Raw genomic sequence first — 19,194 nt, 5'->3', positions numbered from 1 at the left:
TTTACCAAATCGATTAGCGCGCAGATCGAAGTAAATAAATTAGAATGAATAGGAAGAAAAAAGATATCCCTCCTAAAAGTTTAGAACAACTCTTAGAAGAAACAGAAACAAAAAAGAAAACCCTTTTAAAAATTCTAGAAAAAATAACAAAAGAAAATCCTAAAGATCAAACTCCGAATTGATTTTTAAAAACTGCTTTTATGGTTTTGCTATGAGCCATCGAAGTGGAATATTTATTAACCAAGCATACTATATTATTAATTTTTAAATTTAAAACGAATGAACCAAATTTACTTTAAAACCAAGTATTTGTTTGTTTTGTTAGGTTTCTTTGTCTGTTCCGTGGGAATGGCTCAGTCACCTGTTCCCAACAGACTAAAGGGCAATGCAGTAATGGCATTAGGATCACCAACTTTGAGCAGGACAAAAGATAAGGTTTCTAAAAATGCCAGTGATTCATATTCAAGTCAGAATAATGATGCTGCAAATCTTCTCACTCAAAAAGAAGAAAAAATAAACGGAATAGAACTTTCTGATGTTGAAACTGAAGCAGTAAAGAAGAAGGAACAGGAAAGCCAAAAATTATACGGGCAAAATCTAAGTAGTACGGTACAAAAAACAAATCCGCAGGATTCAGTTAGTACAAAGGTTAAGTCTTTTGCAAAAACTGCAAACGTAACGGCTAAAAATATCTTTGAGGTTAAAAAAGGAGATTTTGATTTAGCTGCGTCAGATAAAATGCAGGTAAAATCAGTTTCTGATACTCATGGCAGAACAGTAGTTACATATCAGCAAATGCATAACTCGGTTCCTGTCGAAGGAGCAATTTATAAGGTTAGAGAAAATAAAACTAAAATTGATGCATTTGGGGCAACGGCTAAGAAATTAACCGTAAACAGCAATTATAAAATAAATGCAGCGACAGCTTTAGACAATGCGCTTAAAGCCGTAAATGCACAGCAATATATTTGGGAGAGTAAAAAATTAGGTTCTTTAGTTAATAAAAACATTAGCACAAAACCACAGGGGGAGCTGGTTTATGTTGGACCTAATTTTTCTTCTGAATTAAAAGAATATTACCTAGCTTGGAAATTTAATATTTATGCGACAAATCCGCAATCAAGTCATACCATTTATGTAGATGCAAATACAGGAAAAATAGTTTTAAACCTTGATTTAAGCCGTGATGCTGCTTTTGGCGATCAGAGTCTAGGAAAAGGTAAATCAAGATATGCTGGAGAAGTAGTTTTTAATACCAAGCAATACGCTGACGGATACAGACTAGAAGGTCTGCAAGGTAAATATAAAGTGCCAATGGTTACTTGGAATATGAACCATGCCGAGCATGCTGCAGATGAGGTAATCACAGAATTTGTTGATGAAGATAATATTTGGAATGAACTGCATAACAAAGATCACGATGAGGTTGCTATGGATATTCATTGGGGTATGCAGAAAACCATAGAATATTATGGTGAAAGGTTTAACCGAAATAGTATCGATGATAAAGGAATGACCATTATTGGTCTTGCGCATTTAGGCACTAATGTCGAAAATGCTTCATGGACTGGCGGATGGGCACAATTTGGAGATGGTTATGGTACGCCGTATGTTGGTTTAGGAATTACAGCCCACGAATTAACTCACGGTGTAACAGGTTTAACTGCCGACTTAATCTATCAGGGAGAATCAGGAGCGATGAATGAATCTTTCAGTGATATCTTTGGTACGTGTGTTGAATTTTATGTTGGAAAAGACAAAAAAGAAGATATTTGGATGCTTGGAAGTGAACTGTACACTCATGGCAGCATGAGAAATATGGGTAACCCAAAAGCGCAGGGTCAGCCTGATACTTATGGAGGAATAAATTGGATAAGTCCAACAAATGTTAGTTACGATAATGGCGGCGTTCACATTAACAGCGGTATCACGAATTATTGGTTTTACCTTTTAAGCGAAGGTGGTCAAGGTGTAAATGACCTTAATAATAGTTATGATGTTAAAGCTATTGGTCTGACTAAAGCAGAGAAAATTGCCTATATAACACTTACAGAGTATTTGTCGCCTTCTTCAAACTTTAGCGATATGCGTCAGGCAACCTTAATGGTTACAGAAGATTTATACGGAATAGGTTCTGAAGAATACAAACAAGTTAGTAATGCCTGGTACGCAATTGGTATTGGAACTGCTTATGCAGATAAACAAATAGCACTTGTTTCTGTTGAAAATCCTGTGGCATCCTGTGGTTCTTTAAAAGGAGATGAGCCTTTTTACATTAAATTTAAAAATACAGGGTCAACTGTAATTAAAGCGAATGAGGTTTTAAATTATAAATTGAGATTAATGGTTCCAGGTTTTGGCGGCAGATTGAATGAAATTTATGGCAGTAATGGCGTTATTAATTTTGATAAAGATTTGGCATCTGGTGAAGAAACCATTGTAAAAATTCAAGAAAAACTTCCTTACTTAATAAGCACAACGAAGTTAAACTATGTAGAAGTTAAATTTGATTTTGCTCCAGTTACAGAATTTGGCGCAAAAGATGGAATTTCTTTTACTACAAGTTTTATGGTTGTTCCAGAGCAAAAAGATTTTGATCTTAAAGTAATAGGATTAAATCTTCCGGAATATACCGGCACTTCGCTGTCAGCAAATCATGCACTAACAGCAACGATCTATAATGTGGGCTGTAAAGATATACCAGCAGGATCTCAATTAAAAGTGGGATATGCAGATACAGCTTCTGGAAATCAAACCATCTGGAAAGATATAACGTTAAGCACTGCATTTAAAGGAAATACAGAAATGACAATTCCTTTTGATGGCACAATTGATTTATCAGCAGCAGGTCTGCATACTTATGAAGCTTTTGTATCATACAGCCAAGATCCTGTAGCGGCTAATAATAGTGCTATAAGTGCTTCGTACAGCGGTATTATTACTCAGTTTCCTTACAATCAAAATTTTGAAAGAACACCGGGAGGCTGGTATTCAAAATCACTGGCTACCAATCAAAAATTTATATGGCAGGCATCTTCTTATTCATTTAGAGATACAAAATCGAAATATTTGTGGGCTACTGAAAACCTTGCAAATGCTTCTGAAAGAATGGCTTTGAATGCTGATTTTACATTACAATCGCCAGTATTCGATTTTAGTAATGTTGCCTCTCCGTATGTTGAGTTTGATATTATTTCATTGTTTCACAATGGATATGATGGATTAGTAGTAGAATATTCTGAAGATAATCAAAACTGGAAAAAAGTTACCGGTATCGATTATCCTTCAACTTTACATATTTATGACGATGGTGTATTGTCAGGCCCATGGTTTACTGGAATTAATAATGATTTTAGTAAAAAGCCAATTGGTATTCGCTTAAGTGAACTTGCAGGTAAAAAAGGAGCGATTCGTTTTCGTGTTGCTACAGATGATTATAATGACGGATTCTTAGGAGCCTTTATAGATAATATTCATGTAGATAATGCACCTTATGACTTAGTGCTTTTAGATGCAAAAATAGATGCTGGAAGTTGTAAAATTGACAATACTAATACAACAATAACTACTAAAATCATCAATAATTTTGCGACAAAAGCAGAGCAGGTAAATGTTGCCGTAAAAATTCTTGATAATTTACAAAATGAAGTTTATTCAAAAACAGAAAAAGTGGCATTGGCATTTACTAAGTTTAGAGATACCATAACGTACGCTATTCCGAATATTGATTTAAAAAGCATTGGTACTAATACCATTAAAGTTTCTGTATTTCCTGATGATATGACTCAGGATATCAAGCCAGAAAATAATACTTACACTTTTGATTACGATAATTGGAACAATGAAGATGAGAAAATAGCTGTGCTGCCTTATACAATGGATTTTGAAGATGCAGCTGGATATAAAGGATGGAGAACTTTTGAAAACAAAGGAGCTGCAGGCTGGAAACTCGGAACAGATTTAGATCTAAGGTCTCCAAGTTTTTACCTAACGGAGCATACAAAATTTATGGCCAGTAACGATGATATTTGTAACTGTGATGCTGCAAATGATATGTTGACTTCTCCTGTGCTGGATTTGAGCAATTATAAAGAAGCACACTTAACATTTGACGCTTTTGGAGACGGAACAGGACTTTCTGACGGATATGTAAAAGTAAGTACAGATGGTGGTAAAACCTGGGAACAGGCATTTAAAATGTATTACATTAATAACTGGATAGAATATCACGTAGATTTAACTCCGTATGCAGGAAAACCTTGTGTTATTGTAGCATTCCAGCACGATGATAATGGGTTATTTGCTAATGGTTTTGCAGTAGATAATATTAAGATTACAGAGAAATCAGAATATGTACAGTTATCTGATTTAAGTGTACCTGAAATTGTTTACGAAGATGCACCTTCTCACCAATTTTTTATTGGGGCAAGAAATGTATTTTATAAAAAAGTAGAAAAAGCTTCGATAGAATATCAAATTACCCAAAATGGTAAAGCTGTAGGTGAACCAATTGTTTTAGAACGAAATGATCAAATCTTACAGTATCAAACTATTGTTTACACATTAGATGGTCTTCCGAAGTTAGAACCAGGAAATTATGAAATCAATGTAAAAGTAATTACAAACGGCCAGCCAAAAGCTGAAGCGGCAACTCTTACAAAATCTTTTCAGGTTGTGGCTAAGGCACCGACTCTAGATATTGAAACTTTTTCAAGTGTAGCTCAGGGTTCAATATTTGGAACAAATGGTTACACTTCAAATCAAAGTGATGATAATTATCCGTGGAGAGCTGTTCCAAAGCCAGATAATACAAATCTGACACTGCCGAAAAAAGATCATACAGGAGATACTTTAGGAACAATGCTTTACAATCAGCTTGAATATTATGCAATTAATGGAGAAATGGTTTCGCCAATGTATAAGTTATCTGAAAATGCAACTTCTTTAGAATTTTACTATGCAATGCAATGTAATTATAGGAACTCATTCAGCATAGATATTAAAACGCAAGGTGGTGAATGGACAGAAATATGGAAAGACGCTAAACAAGGAACTTATTCAGATACTGAATGGCAAAGAGGAGCAGTAAACCTAAGTAAATATGCAGGAAAATCTGTAATGCTTCGACTTAGACATGCTAAAGAAGGCGGATATTCTTATATGGTTTTAGATGATTTAAAAATAATCAGCGAACCTGTTTTAGATGTATCTGTGCAAATAATGTCACCAAAAGATATATGCGGCGGTTCTGAATTTAAAGTAAAGCTGACAAATGAAGGACAAATTGCAATTCCTGCAAATAGTATTCAATTAGATGTGGAATATATCAACACAAATGAAACTATTTCAGAAGCTATTGAAGCTGGAATTCTAGTTGGCGAAAGCGTAGAATATATTTTAAAGAAACAGCCTAAACTTGATAACAGCGGAGATTCTCATGTGTTTAATGTTACCGCCAAATTGGAAAATGACGGTATTGCACAAAACAATAAAGTCGAAAATTATCTTTATCAAGGAACAACATCAGATTTTAAAATATTTGATAGTCCAGTAATTCATGGATATGCAGGCAAAAGCTTATATATTGATGCCCAAACTAATTTTAATTCAGATAAATTAAAAGTTGCTTCATACAAATGGAGTACAGGTGAAGTTACTAATGGTATCGAAATAAATAAAGCTGGAGATTACTCTGTAACAATAACAACCAAAAACGGATGTACACTTACAGAAAAGATTACGGCAACATTTGATACTTTCGAATCTGACTTAGTTAGTGGAGCTGTCTGCGGCCCTGAAGTTGTTTTAAATCCTGGAAATTATAAATCATACGAATGGTTTGATGGTTCAACAGAGCCAACTTACAAGACAACAGAAAGCGGCGATTATTTTGTAACGGTTTATAATGAAAATGGAATTGGTAAAACTTTTAGTACTACGATTTCAATTTTGGAGAACAACATTGTACCAGAAATTCAGGTTGTGGGAGAGAAGAAATTAACAACTTCGGTTGAAGGAACATCTTACCAATGGTTTTTAAATGAAAGACCAATACCAAACGCAACTGAAAAATCTATAATTACAATTTGGGAAGGAAATTACAGCCTTCAAGTAACAAATAATAATGGATGTAATAGTATGTCAGCACCATTTGATTCAAAAGGTATGCTTGTTGGAAAAATAACAAATCCTTTTAGAGTATTCCCTAATCCAGCTGTTGATAATGTAAACCTATTTTTAGCTGAAAAGATTGATGGGCAGGCAGAAATCAAAATCTATGCAATGGATGGTAAAGCTGTATGGAGTAAAACGTATTCAAGTATTCCATCAAATGTAAATCTAAGCGGATTAACTTCTGGAGTTTATGTTTTAGAGTGCGCTGTACAAGGCAAGAAATACACAGCTAAGGTTATTAAAAAATAACAAATTAAGATAGAAATACGGCAGCTTTCCTTTTTGAGAGCTGCCATTCTTAAAAAAATATTATCTATGAAAAAATATATGCTTATATGCACACTCTTTTTAGGTGTGACTGTTATGGCTCAAACTGAAAAAGTCAAGCTCGGTGTAAAAGCGGGTTTAAATTTAGCAAATCTTACTTTTGATGAAAATGAATTGAATTCATCAAGCAAAACTGGATTTACTGCGGGATTAATGGTCGAAATTCCAGTGGCGAAAAACTTTTCAATTCAACCAGAATTATTGTACAGCCAGCAGGGAACAAAAATTTCCTTTTCTGATCAGGATGTAACCAATTCCAATTATAAAAGCACAATAGACTTAAACTATTTGAATATTCCTGTAATGCTAAAATATTATGTGCTAAAAGGATTAAGTGTGCAGGTAGGACCTCAAATAGGAATACTTCTAAAAGCTAATAATGAATATCACGATAATTTTTTAGGTTACGACAATCATGAAAATTTAGATTTGAAAAAATACTCAACAGGTATTGATACTTCTGTAAACTTTGGATTGGGTTATCAATATAAAGATAAGTTTTACACAGACCTACGATATAATCTATCATATTCTAATGTTTTTAAAGAAAGTGATGTCAGTTATGTTATCAATAATGACATGAAGAATAGAGTTTTCCAAATAACGATTGGTTATTTTTTTAAATAACGTGAATTAGTAAAAAGCGGTTTAATTAAGTGCATAAAAAAAGCCTGTAAACAAATAGTTTACAGGCTTTTTTGTGGAGTCGCCGGGAATCGAACCCGGGTCCAAACAAGCAACTAAAGAGCTTTCTACACGCTTATTTCCTGATTAGATTTTCGATGTTAAGCTAGGCCAGAAACAGCCACCGAACACTTATCTTCTTAATTTTCGAAACCCACCCGAAGCTCATGGGTATCTAGGTTTATTTTTACGGTTCTCCTTGACGGAACGCCACAAACCAAGGCTTTCCAGGAGAATCCAGCTTCTCTACCTTGTAGAGACGTGGCGCAATCTTACTATGATTCGGATTATGCAGCTAAAGCGTAATTATTTTCGCCGTGTAAAAGTTCGAGATCTTATATTTACGAGCAAGGTCTCAATGCTCGACGTGCTTACTGTTCAATTCGACTTGCTGTCAAAACCAGTCGACCCCAAAAATAGGATTGCAAATTTATGCTATTTGAAATTACTTTATGCTAAAATTTTCAGAAAAATTTTCTTATTCTTCGTCTTTAAAATTAAAAGGATAATCTCCAAAAATCGGCGCTAATTTGCGAACTGCATAAGTGTTTCTTGTCATCTTATTTGAGAGCGCAATTATGGTAACTCCTTCTTTCATTAAAGTAATATACGACGAAGTATTACCATGCCACCAGCCATTATGAAAGTAAAAATTCTGACCAGTTTCCCAATTAATCATTCTAATTCCAAGTCCGTAATTTTTAGTCCCTTTACGTTCGTTGCTATAGCCTGTATAAACTTGTTTCAATAATTCAGGTTTTAAAAAGTCAGGTGATTGTCTCGCGCGGTCAAATTTTAAAAGATCTCGTGCCGTTGAAAATACATTTTTGTCTCCGTACACATTATCCAAATAATCGAAACCAATTTCTACACCGTTTCCTTTGTAAGAAGGAACAATTTTCTTTCTGTCCTTATCATCGTCAAAAACATAGGTATGAGTCATTCCTAATGGTTTAAAAATCATTTGAGACATCGCCTCTTTATAACTTAAACCAGTAATTTTCTCAATAATAAGAGCCAGCATTGCATAATTGGTATTGCAATAACTAAAACGTGTTCCAGTTTTAGATTCTAAACCAATGTCTTTTGTTGCTAAAATATTTAGAATTTCTTTGTTTGTTAATTGATTATGTCTATCCCAAACAGATTTATCTCTATCTGTAAAATAAGCATAATTACGCATTCCAGTACGATGACTTAAAAGCATCCTGATTGTGCAGTCTTCGTATGGAAATGTCTTTAAAATAGTATTTACTTTCTGGTCTAAATCAATTTTACCCGCATTTACCAGTTTTAAAACCGCTGTAGCTGTCAAAACTTTACTTACAGAAGCAATTTGTACAGGTGTTTCTGGAGTTATTTTAGTACCTTCATTTTTATTAGCAAACCCATTATATCTTTCAAAAATAATCTGGCCGTTTCTTGCCACTAAAAAACTGCCATTCATAGTATTATTAGGCCAGTTTTTATTGTAAAAATGATTAATTCTACCAACAACCGAATTTTTATAGGTCTGTGAAATTTTCTTTTCAGCACCTAACGGCTTCATTTTAGGTAATGTATCTTCGACTGTAGGAGTAGTATCTGTTTGTGTATTTTTGTTTTTACCACATGAACTCAAAACTAGAATTGAGAAAAGTATTTGTGGTATCTTTGTTTTTTTAAGGAAAATCATTTGCATCGTTCTTTAAAAACAAATATATCGAATTCAATTTTGTTGTTTTCTCAATTTATACAGTTTAATTTACTCTTTTTAACATAATTTTAAGAGTTGTAAATTTTATTTGTTTGTTTTTCAGCTTGTAACGTTTTTGAAGCATTCTAAATAGTATTTTGGAAAGAAAAATTTAACTAAATTTGTTATATTTGAAACAAATACAATATAAAAAGTTATATTATTGAATATTAAAATCATTTATAAATGAAGTTTGGAATCATAAAAGAAAGAAAAAATCCACCAGATAGAAGAGTTGTATTTGCTCCAAATGAACTCACAAGATTAAAACAGCTTTATCATGATGCTTCTGTAAAAGTAGAAAGTTCGGATATTAGAATATTTTCTGATGAGGATTATAAAAATATGGGAATCACCGTTACTGAAGATGTTTCAGATTGTGACGTTTTATTTGGTGTGAAAGAAGTTCCTGTCGAAGATTTGATTCCAAACAAAGCCTATTTCTTTTTTTCTCATACGATTAAAAAACAGCCTCACAATAGAAAATTATTGCAGGCAATCTTAGAAAAAAATATTGATTTGTATGACCACGAAACCATTGTTGACGAACATGACCGCCGTTTAATTGGTTTTGGACGTTATGCTGGAATGGTTGGTGTTTATAACGGAATTCGTGCTTTCGGAATTAAATTCGAGTTATTTAAGTTACCAAAAGCTGAAACACTTTCAGGAAAAGAAGCTTTGATAATGCACTTAAAACGTATTACAATGCCGGCTTTAAAATTTGTAATTACTGGAACTGGAAAGGTTGGGAGCGGGGCAAAAGAAATTTTGGATGCCATAAAAGTAAAAGAAATTACGGTTGATAATTATTTGACAAAAAAATATGCGCAGGCAGTGTATGTGCAGCTTGATGTTTTGGAATATAACAAAAGAAAAGACGGACAGGTTTTAGATTTTAATGATTTTGTGAATCATCCAGAAGAATATGAATCTGATTTTGAAAGATTCACCAAAGTGTCTGATATTTACTTTGCAGGACATTTTTATGCCAGTAATGCACCAATGATTTTAACTAAAGAAATGCTGAATGCCAGCGATTGTAAGTTAAAAGTCGTGGCAGATATTTCCTGCGATGTAAATGGTCCGATTGCGAGTACAGTTCGTTCTTCGACAATTGCAGAACCTTTGTACGGATATTTTCCTTTAGAAGATAAAGAAGTTGATTTCTTCCATCCCGCAGCAGTTGCTGTTATGGCAGTAGATAATCTTCCATGCGAAATTCCAAAAGATGCCAGCGAAGGTTTTGGAGAACAATTTATGGAACACGTAATTCCAGCTTTCTTCAACGGTGATAAAGACGGAATTCTAAAAAGAGCCAAAATCACAGAAAACGGTAAATTAACAGAGAGATTCAGTTATTTACAAGATTATGTAGACGGAAAATGATTTTTTAATTGTGAATGGTGAATTGTGAATGATTAATGGTTAATTGTGAATTATAAAAGGTTATAAAAAAAAGGATTTCTCAATCTGAGAAATCCTTTTTTTTATAATAGTTNCCATCAACCATCAACCATCAACCATCAACCATCAACCATCAACCATCAACCATCAACCATCAATCATCAACCATCAATCATCAACCATCAATCATCAACCATCAACCATCAAAAATTTAAACCATCTCCTCAGGTTTCACCCAAGCATCAAAATCTTCTGGAGTTACGTAGCCTAAACGAACTGCTTCATCTTTTAGAGTAGTTCCGTTTTTGTGTGCGGTTTGTGCGATTTCGGCAGCTTTGTAGTAACCGATTTTAGTATTTAAGGCCGTAACCAGCATCAATGAATTGTCTACTAATTCTTTAATGCGTTTGTGATTCGGTTCGATACCTTGTGCACAATGTTCGTCAAAAGAAACACAAGCGTCGCCTAATAATTGTGCCGATTGTAAAAAGTTAGCTGCCATAACAGGTTTGAAAACATTCAATTCGTAATGTCCCTGCATTCCTCCAACGGCAATTGCCATATCGTTTCCGATAACTTGTGCGCAAACCATTGTAAGAGCTTCGCATTGCGTTGGATTTACTTTTCCAGGCATAATAGAAGAACCTGGCTCATTTTCAGGGATATGAATTTCTCCAATTCCAGAACGTGGACCAGAAGCTAACATTCTTATGTCATTCGCAATTTTATTTAAAGAAACGGCTAATTGTTTTAATGCTCCGTGAGTTTCAACAATTGCATCGTGTGCAGCAAGAGCTTCAAATTTGTTTTCTGCTGTTACAAACGGATGATTCGTAAATTTTGCAATATATTCAGCTACTTTTACATCGTAGCCTTTTGGTGTGTTTAGTCCTGTTCCAACCGCAGTTCCGCCCAATGCGATTTCAGATAAGTGCGATAAAGTATTTTTTAGGGCTTTTAAGCCAAAAGCTAATTGCGCGGCGTAACCAGAAATTTCCTGGCCTAAGGTTAATGGTGTTGCATCCATTAAATGTGTACGACCGATTTTTACAACATCTGCAAATTCTGCTGCTTTTTTAGCTAAAGTAGTATGAAGTTTTTCTACTCCAGGAATGGTTGTTTCTACAACCATTTTATAGGCTGCGATATGCATTCCGGTTGGGAAAGTATCGTTTGATGATTGTGATTTATTTACATCGTCGTTAGCTTTTATGAATTGTTCGCCTTCGCCAATTTCAAAACCTTTAAGAACCTGTGCGCGATTTGCAATGACTTCATTAACGTTCATGTTGCTTTGTGTACCAGAACCAGTCTGCCAGATTACAAGCGGAAACTGGTCATCTAGTTGCCCAGCTAAGATTTCGTCGCAGACAGCAGCAATGGCATCTCTCTTTTCTATTGGCAGAACACCTAAATCATAATTAGCATAAGCAGCAGCTTTTTTTAGATAAGCAAACCCTTCTATAATTTCTTTTGGCATAGATGCCGATGGTCCGATTTTGAAATTGTTTCTAGAACGTTCTGTTTGTGCACCCCAATATTTATCGGCTGGGACTTGAACTTCGCCCATGGTGTCTTTTTCTATTCTGTATTTCATTTTTTTGTTTGTAAAATGTTATTTGAAAAATGTGAAATGTTATTTGTAAAATTGAAACTTCTTTTGAAAACGAGTGCCCTAGCCCTGATGGAAGCGGCATCCTTTTTGTTTTTTCTTTAAAAACAAAAAGATACAGCGGACAGCAGGAAAGAGCTCCTGAAAATTATTATGATTTGAAATGAACTCTTTATTTAAAAGGTTTCACGTTCAAAAAAAAGCTTATTTAAAATGAGTATAAATATACGGATAAATGTTATTTAACGAAAATTGATTTAGATTTTATTGCTGAGAAAAAATATATACCCTACATTTGTCGTAACATTCAAAAATTCCGGAAAACATGTTTGAATTTTCACAGTACTTAGGCTTTTTACTTTTCTTAACCATACTAACTATAGGGTTTTGGTTAATGTTTTTCTTAGTTGGTTTCGTATCTTACTGGGTTACGGGAGCAAGCTGGGAAATGTTCAAAGAAAAGAGAGCTAAAAAAAGACAAGAAGAACAATCTATTAAATACTAGATTGATGTCATAAGAAAAGAACCCTTTTGGGTTCTTTTTTTTGCTGCACAAAAAAATAAATTCCAATACTATAAATTCCAAATTCCAATTTCATTTGGAAAATTCCAATTCCTGAAATTCTAAATTCCAAATATAAAAGGTTAAATACAAAAAATCCCAAATCCCAATCTTATAAATTGGAATTTGGGATTTTTACTATTATAATTTATCTCAAAGAGATTGGAATTTGGAATTTCAGGAATTGAAATTTAACTGATGTTATCCAGGAAATTCTCCACCGCCTTCTCCGCCGCCTTCATTGTTTTTTGGTATATTTTTATCTCTTTCACCTTTTGCTTTGTTGAAACGGTAAGTGAATGACAAATTAAATTGACGTTTACGAAATTGGAATTCGCTGTATGAATTTACATTATCCAAATACGTATACGATCTCATTTTTCTAGAATTAAAGATGTCGCTGATATTGAATGCAATTGTAGCTTTATCTTTTAATACATCTTTGCTTAAAGCAGTATTCATTCCGAACATTCCTAAATTTTTACCTTGAGCTGTTTTTTGTTCGCCATTGTACATAGCTGTCAATTGCCAGTCAATTTTGTATGGAAGCGTTACTTTAGAGTTGATTCTTGCAAACCAAGAATTAGCCTGATTGTCTAAATTTTGAACAATTTCGTTTCCTTGTGTATCGGTATAACTGTTTTCTCCAGTTGTTTTTACGTTGAAAAAGTTGAAATTACTGTTTAATTTCCACCATTTGAATGGAGTATAATTAAATGTAAATTCGAAACCAAATTTTTGTTCTCTTCCTAAGTTGATAGGAGAACTTTTGATTACGGGAGTACCAATAACTGTTTCACCTGGTGCAGGGGTTACCACTTCACCGTCAGGCGTTACAACGTCACCAGTAGGAGATCTTACAAAACTAAAAACGTCTTTTGTGCTTTCAAAATACGCTGAGGTGTTAAATGTTACTTTATCCCATCTTTTGATATAACCGATGTCATATTTATCTGTTAAAGAAGGATCTAAATCTGGATTTCCTTGAAATATGTTAATGTTACTTGCGTAATTTACAGCTGGATTCATAAAACGTCCTCTTGGTCTGGATAAACGTTTGCTGTAACTTGCAGAGAAATTACTTTGGTCTGAAATTTCGTAACTGACAAAAGCGCTTGGAAATAAATTGTTGTATTTTTTAGTGTTAAAATCGCTGTTATCTAATAAGTTAACCTCAATATTAGTGTCTTCCCATCTTAGACCAAATAAATAAGAGAATTTATTTACTTTGAAACCATATTGCGTATAAAGGGCATTAATGTTTTCTTTATACTCTAATGTGTTTGATAAATTAGGATTTGGAACTGTACCATTTGTAACATCATAAACGTTGTTCAAATCGCCAAAACTTCCTTTATAACCTGCTTCAAATTGACTGCCTTCGCCTAATGGCAATACATAATCTGCCTGAAATAAAACTTGTTTTTGTACTTGGTTGTTTAATGTTGTGTCAAAATTTGGTGAATCAGTAATAGTACTATTACTGTCATCTGTATTTCTTGAAACAGAAAGATCTGCAGTAAGTTTGTGTCCTTTGTCGTTAAAATTTTTAATTAAGTTTGAAGTAAACTCAATATTTTCGCTCCCAGTATCTGCGTTGTTTAAACGGTAAGTTGTTCCTGTAAAATTACGGCCGGCATCATAATTATAATAATTAATCAAATCTCGATCGTCACCAGTGTTCTTTTGATAATTAATGGCGTTTGTCCAGAAAGTCGTTGGAGTAACTGTCCATTCAAATCCAGCTCTTCCGTTAAATCCGTTTCGGGTACGTTTAGTATCACGATCTTCATCCAAGAAACTTTTTGTTGTTCCGTCTGGATTAAGGTATTCTGAATTTGTTTTACCTGCTCCTTCGTTTGTTCTGTAGTTGTACCCCGCAGTTGTGAAGTAGTTTAGTTTTTCAGTTTTATAATTCACATTGGCACTTAAACCATAAGTTTCTGGTAAACCTGTAGAAGCAATTAAAGTTCCGTTAAAACCTTGATTTTTTCCTTTTTTAAGAATAATATTGATAATTCCAGATCCGCCTTCGGCGTCATAACGCGCTGATGGATTAGTGATTACTTCAACTTTATCAATTGCATCAGCAGGAAGCTGTCTTAGGGCTTCTGCCATATTTATAGCTTGAGAAGGTCTTCCGTCAATTAAAATACGAATGTTGTCGCTTCCTCTTAAACTTACATTTCCTTCTGTATCAACAGAAACAGATGGAACATTGTCTAAAACATCGCTTACACTTCCACCTTTTACAATCATATCTTGACCAACGTTGTAGACTTTTTTATCTAATTTTATTTCTACAGATGATTTTTCTGCACGAACTACAACTTCATTTAATTGTGCTGCATCTTCAGATAAATTTACTACGCCCAAATTTGTGTCGTCTTGAATACTCTTTTGCTTGATCTCTGTTGATTTAAAAGAAATAAATTCAACTTTTATGTCGTAAGTTCCAGGCGCAACAGCAACCTCAAATTCTCCTTTTGGATTTGTAATACCACCAGCAATAACTTTAGTGTCATTTGGGGCAGTAATAGAAATTGTAGCATACTCCAAAGGTTGTTTACTTACTTTTTCATAAACTTTACCTGTGACTTTAACTTTGTTTTTGCCACCCGGACCTTGCTGAGAGTAATTGTAAAAACTTGTAAGTAAGAATACAAGTAATACGGCAAATTTGATTTTTTTCATTTTTTTTGGTTTCTTTTTCTCTTTAGACGGCAAATGTAGTTTTTGGTTTAAAGCAAGAACTCACAAAAAAATGTTAATAAGGTATTTTAGAATCAATCTAAAAAAGAAGCTACAAGGTCTGGATCCCTGCCAATAATAGCTTTTCCGTCTTTTACAACAATTGGGCGCTCGATTAAAATGGGATTTTCTACCATAGCATTGATAATTTGATCATCGGTTAAAGTTTTGCCTTTAAAGTTTTCGATCCAGATTTTTTCCTTAGTTCTAATTAATTGAATAGGCTCAAGATTAAGCTGTTTCAGCAAAGTTTTAAGTTCATCAAAAGATGGAGTTTGTGTTAAATAAGGTATAATTTCGAATTCTTGATTGGATTGTTCAATAAAAGCAAGACAGTTTCGTGATTTTCCGCATCTCGGATTGTGGTAGATTTGTATCATTTTGTTATATTTAAACGTTTCAATATTCGTAAAATAAAAAAGAGGTATTTTAGCTATACCAAAAGTAAGATTAACTTATCGAATTTGAATTCTCATTTTTTTAAAATTTAAAATTTATGTTTTTAGAGCAAGGAATTAAACCTGAAAATAAGTTTTGGAAATATCTTGTAGGATCTGTTTTTATTATTGCAGCTTCTTTCGTCGGACAAATTCCAATTACGGCCGCGGTGTTTTATAAAACTTTTTCAGAGAAAAAAGCTTTTCCAACAACCAATGAAGGAGTTATGAAAATGTTTGAGTCCAATACAACGCTTTTTTTGGTAATGATCTCGTTTACTTTTGCTTTTGCTGGAATTTATTTTGTTGTAAAATATATTCACCACCAAACATTATTGTCAGTAACAACTTCAAGGCCAAAAGTAGATTGGAGCCGAATTTGTTTTTCTTTTTTCTTGTGGACATTCTTTTCTTTATTGAGTTTTTTATTTGTTTATCTAAGAGCTCCAGAACAGTTTGTATTGAATTTTAAATTAATTCCATTTCTGATTTTAGTTGTTTTGGGTTCTATTTTAATTCCTATTCAGACTAGTACAGAAGAATATGTTTTTCGTGGATATTTGATGCAGGGATTTGCTAATCTGGCTCGAAATAGATGGTTTCCGCTGCTTATGACCTCAGTTATTTTTGGATCAATGCATTGGGCAAATCCAGAAGTGGCTAAAATGGGAAATGTTATAATGATCTATTACATAGGAACAGGACTTTTCTTAGGAATTATCACCTTAATGGATGAAGGCATGGAGCTGGCTCTTGGGTTTCATGCTGCTAATAATCTCGTAGGAGCATTATTGGTTACTTCAGACTGGTCGGTTTTTCAAACACATTCTATATTTAAAGATCTTTCGGAGCCTTCAGCAGGAATTGACGTTATTTTACCTGTTGTAGTTATTTATCCTATTCTGCTTTTTATTTTCAGTAAAAAGTACGGCTGGACAAATTGGAAAGAAAGATTAACAGGAGATATTAATAAAATTGAAGTAATAAATTAAAATCATGTCAAATTTAACCCATAAAAATGTTCACAATTATTTTAAGTTAAATGGTTATCATTTAAACGCAAAAGATTTGTGTCGTGTCGCTTATAGTTTTATCAAAGAAGGAGATGCTTACGAACAATCAATAGGAGAGTTCTTTTTGGATTGGTTTGATAAAAAAGAATATATCGAAATGACAACTTCAGGAACTACTGGTCTTCCTAAATTAGTTCGACTGCAAAAACAGGCAATGATTCATTCTGCCTTGGCAACTGGTGATTTCTTCGACTTAAAACCGGGAGATAAAGCTTTATTGTGTCTTCCAACTCAATTTATTGCGGGAAAGATGATGCTGGTGCGTAGTCTAATTTTAGGATTAGAACTTGACGTAGTTTCGCCAAGTCTTCATCCGCTGGCTTTAAATTCTAAAACTTATGATTTTGTTGCGATGGTTCCGCTTCAGGTTCAAAATTCGATAAAAGAACTCTCAAAAGTTCGTAAGCTGATAATTGGTGGTGCAAAAATGGATTCTTCTCTTGAGGAACAACTTTTACCGCTTAAAACCGAAATCTACGAAACTTATGGAATGACGGAGACAATTACTCATATTGCAGCAAAACGCCTGGGAGATTCTGTTTTTTCAATTCTGCCAAACGTAAAAATATCTCAAGACGATCGTCAATGTCTAGTAATTAATGTTTCTACAATTTCTGATGAACCAATTGTGACTAATGATCTGGTAGAATTGGTAAATGAACAGCAATTTATTTTTCTAGGAAGAATTGATAATGTAATTAATAGTGGAGGAGTGAAGCTGATTCCAGAACAGATTGAAGCTAAATTGATCGGCAAAATAAGTAACAGATTTTTTGTAACTGGACTTCCTGATACTGTTTTAGGAGAAAAATTAGTTTTGGTTATTGAAGGTGAAAAGCAAGACTTTCCAGCCGATTTCTTTGATGTTTTGGGAAAATATGAAAAACCGAAAGAAATTGTGTTTGTTTCAAAATTTAAAGAAAACGAAAACGGAAAGTTACTGCGAAAGCCGACCTTGCAATCTTGAAGAAATTTCAAATTAAAAATTCCAAATTCCAATGTTTTTAGTTTAGAACTTTGTCAAAGTTAGACAACGAAGTACCAATATCAGAAATTAAAAAAATCCAAATTCCAAGTTTAAGATTGGAATTTGGATTTTTAAATATTCAGTTATTCCGTAAATAATTGGAATTTGGAATTTAAAAATATTGGAATTTAAATTATGCTTTACGTTCTAAAAGCGCCATATAGAATCCGTCAAAACCAGATTCTGAAGCCAGCATTTTACGGTCTTCAACAAAAGTAAATTGTTGTCCGATTTCTGTTTTTAAGAATTTCTCTACCTGCTCCTGATTTTCTGATGGTAATATAGAACAAGTTGCGTAAACTAATTTACCGCCTGGTTTTACAATTTTAGAATAGTTTTCTAAAACTTCACTCTGTACTTTACGAATATTATCAATAAATTCAGGCTGTAATTTCCATTTAGAATCTGGATTTCTCTTTAAAACTCCTAAACCACTGCAAGGTGCATCAATTAAAACACGGTCTGCTTTCTCGTGTAGTTTTTTAATCACTTTTGTGCTGTCGATAATACGGTACTCAATATTAAAAGCGCCGTTTCTTTTAGCTCTTAGCTTTAGTTGTTTTAATTTGCTTTCGTATAAGTCCATTGCAATCAACTGACCTTTATTTTCCATTAAAGAAGCCATATGCAATGTTTTTCCTCCAGCTCCAGCACAAGTGTCAACAACACGCATTCCAGGCTTTACATCCAAAAATCCTGCAACTAATTGCGAATTTGCATCTTGAACTTCAAAAAGACCTTGTTTAAAAGCATCTGTTAAAAATACGTTTGCTCTTTCTTTTAAAACAAGAGCTTCTGGCTGATCTTTTAAATATTCTGTTTCAATATTTAAATCCATCAGAGTATTTCTAAGGTTTTCTTTAGTACCTTTTAAAGTATTGGTTCTAAGAATAACTTTTGCTGGCTGATTTTGTGCGGCAATTTCTTTTGCCCACACTTTTTCACCCAATTCTTTAACTCCTAATTCATCCATCCAATCTGGAATAGATTCTTTTAAAGCTCTATTTTTAGATAATTCGTCAAAACGACCTTTTATTTTTCTTTCAGGAGTTCCTTCCAATTGTCTCCAATCAGGAATTGGATAACCGCGAAGAACAGCCCAAACGGCAAACATCCTCCATAAGTTATCTCTGTCATAAGGTTCCTTAACATCTGCAATTTCTGCGTATAATCGTTTCCAACGAACAATTTCGTATATCGTTTCAGCAACAAACTTCCTGTCAGAACTTCCCCAACGTTTGTCTTTTTTTAATGCTCTGGCTACCACTTTGTCTGCATATTCTCCCTCATTGAAAATTGCATTTAAAGAGTCGATGGTAGTATAAACTAAATTTCTGTGTAATCTCATTTTTAATATTTGAGTTGCAAAGGTACTATTAATTGATTGAAAGTTAAATTTTTAATA

At 33.6% G+C, this 19,194-nt stretch carries 12 protein-coding genes and 1 other RNA gene; 7 read left to right on the top strand and 6 right to left on the bottom strand.

From position 1 onward, the window contains the following. Positions 1-44 precede the first annotated feature (44 nt). The 3 genes from ASE40_RS22020 to ASE40_RS09580 all read left to right on the top strand — a co-directional run bounded on the left by ASE40_RS22020 (position 45) and on the right by ASE40_RS09580 (position 7,128). Positions 45-182 (top strand): hypothetical protein, encoded by a 138-nt coding sequence (locus ASE40_RS22020; protein WP_157848508.1) that lies wholly within the window; start codon positions 45-47, stop codon positions 180-182. Between the two features lie 97 nt (positions 183-279). Continuing rightward, positions 280-6,423 (top strand): M4 family metallopeptidase, encoded by a 6,144-nt coding sequence (locus ASE40_RS09585; RefSeq protein WP_082586788.1) that lies wholly within the window; start codon positions 280-282, stop codon positions 6,421-6,423. 66 nt (positions 6,424-6,489) lie between these two features. Next, positions 6,490-7,128 (top strand): porin family protein, encoded by a 639-nt coding sequence (locus ASE40_RS09580; protein ID WP_082586787.1) that lies wholly within the window; start codon positions 6,490-6,492, stop codon positions 7,126-7,128. Positions 7,129-7,199: 71 nt separating this feature from the next. On the opposite strand, the gene ssrA is transcribed toward ASE40_RS09580, so the two are convergent. Both ssrA and ASE40_RS09575 read right to left on the bottom strand, forming a co-directional pair. Then, positions 7,200-7,597, bottom strand: a transfer-messenger RNA (tmRNA) gene (ssrA, locus tag ASE40_RS21710). Between the two features lie 66 nt (positions 7,598-7,663). Next, entirely contained in the window at positions 7,664-8,866 is a 1,203-nt protein-coding gene (locus tag ASE40_RS09575) for a serine hydrolase domain-containing protein (RefSeq protein ID WP_057116722.1), read from the bottom strand. A gap of 240 nt (positions 8,867-9,106) precedes the next feature. Here ASE40_RS09575 and ASE40_RS09570 point away from each other — a divergent pair, with 240 nt between their 5' ends. Beyond that, positions 9,107-10,309: an NAD(P)-dependent oxidoreductase gene (locus ASE40_RS09570; RefSeq protein ID WP_057116721.1), complete on the top strand. Its 1,203-nt coding sequence runs from the start codon at positions 9,107-9,109 to the stop codon at positions 10,307-10,309. Positions 10,310-10,538: 229 nt separating this feature from the next. On the opposite strand, the gene fumC is transcribed toward ASE40_RS09570, so the two are convergent. Beyond that, positions 10,539-11,924 (bottom strand): class II fumarate hydratase, encoded by a 1,386-nt coding sequence (gene fumC, locus ASE40_RS09565; RefSeq protein WP_057116720.1) that lies wholly within the window; start codon positions 11,922-11,924, stop codon positions 10,539-10,541. Positions 11,925-12,264: 340 nt separating this feature from the next. On the opposite strand from fumC, the gene ASE40_RS09560 reads away from it, so the two are divergent. After that, complete coding sequence (locus tag ASE40_RS09560) at positions 12,265-12,444, top strand: hypothetical protein (protein ID WP_057116719.1); 180 nt, start codon at positions 12,265-12,267, stop codon at positions 12,442-12,444. A 258-nt stretch (positions 12,445-12,702) separates the two neighbouring features. Here ASE40_RS09560 and ASE40_RS09555 read toward each other — a convergent pair whose 3' ends face one another. Together ASE40_RS09555 and arsC are read right to left on the bottom strand one after the other, a co-directional pair. Then, positions 12,703-15,195 carry a TonB-dependent receptor domain-containing protein gene (locus ASE40_RS09555; protein WP_057116718.1) on the bottom strand — a complete coding sequence of 831 codons (2,493 nt, stop codon included), beginning with the start codon at positions 15,193-15,195 and terminating at the stop codon, positions 12,703-12,705. A gap of 92 nt (positions 15,196-15,287) precedes the next feature. After that, positions 15,288-15,632: an arsenate reductase (glutaredoxin) gene (gene arsC, locus ASE40_RS09550; RefSeq protein ID WP_057116717.1), complete on the bottom strand. Its 345-nt coding sequence runs from the start codon at positions 15,630-15,632 to the stop codon at positions 15,288-15,290. A 116-nt stretch (positions 15,633-15,748) separates the two neighbouring features. Between arsC and ASE40_RS09545 the strand changes: the two genes are divergently transcribed. Together ASE40_RS09545 and ASE40_RS09540 are read left to right on the top strand one after the other, a co-directional pair. After that, positions 15,749-16,681 (top strand): CPBP family intramembrane glutamic endopeptidase, encoded by a 933-nt coding sequence (locus ASE40_RS09545; RefSeq protein WP_057116716.1) that lies wholly within the window; start codon positions 15,749-15,751, stop codon positions 16,679-16,681. A gap of 4 nt (positions 16,682-16,685) precedes the next feature. Beyond that, on the top strand, positions 16,686-17,729 hold the full coding sequence (locus tag ASE40_RS09540) for an AMP-binding protein (protein ID WP_057116715.1): 1,044 nt from the start codon (positions 16,686-16,688) through the stop codon (positions 17,727-17,729). Between the two features lie 193 nt (positions 17,730-17,922). On the opposite strand, the gene ASE40_RS09535 is transcribed toward ASE40_RS09540, so the two are convergent. Further along, positions 17,923-19,137, bottom strand: a complete 1,215-nt coding sequence (locus ASE40_RS09535) for an RsmB/NOP family class I SAM-dependent RNA methyltransferase (RefSeq protein ID WP_057116714.1) — start codon at positions 19,135-19,137, stop codon at positions 17,923-17,925. Positions 19,138-19,194 lie beyond the last annotated feature (57 nt).

Origin of the sequence: Flavobacterium sp. Root935 (assembly GCF_001429295.1) — a bacterium.
Classification (GTDB): Bacteria; Bacteroidota; Bacteroidia; order Flavobacteriales; family Flavobacteriaceae; genus Flavobacterium.
This window is presented reverse-complemented; position numbering and strand designations above follow the sequence as displayed.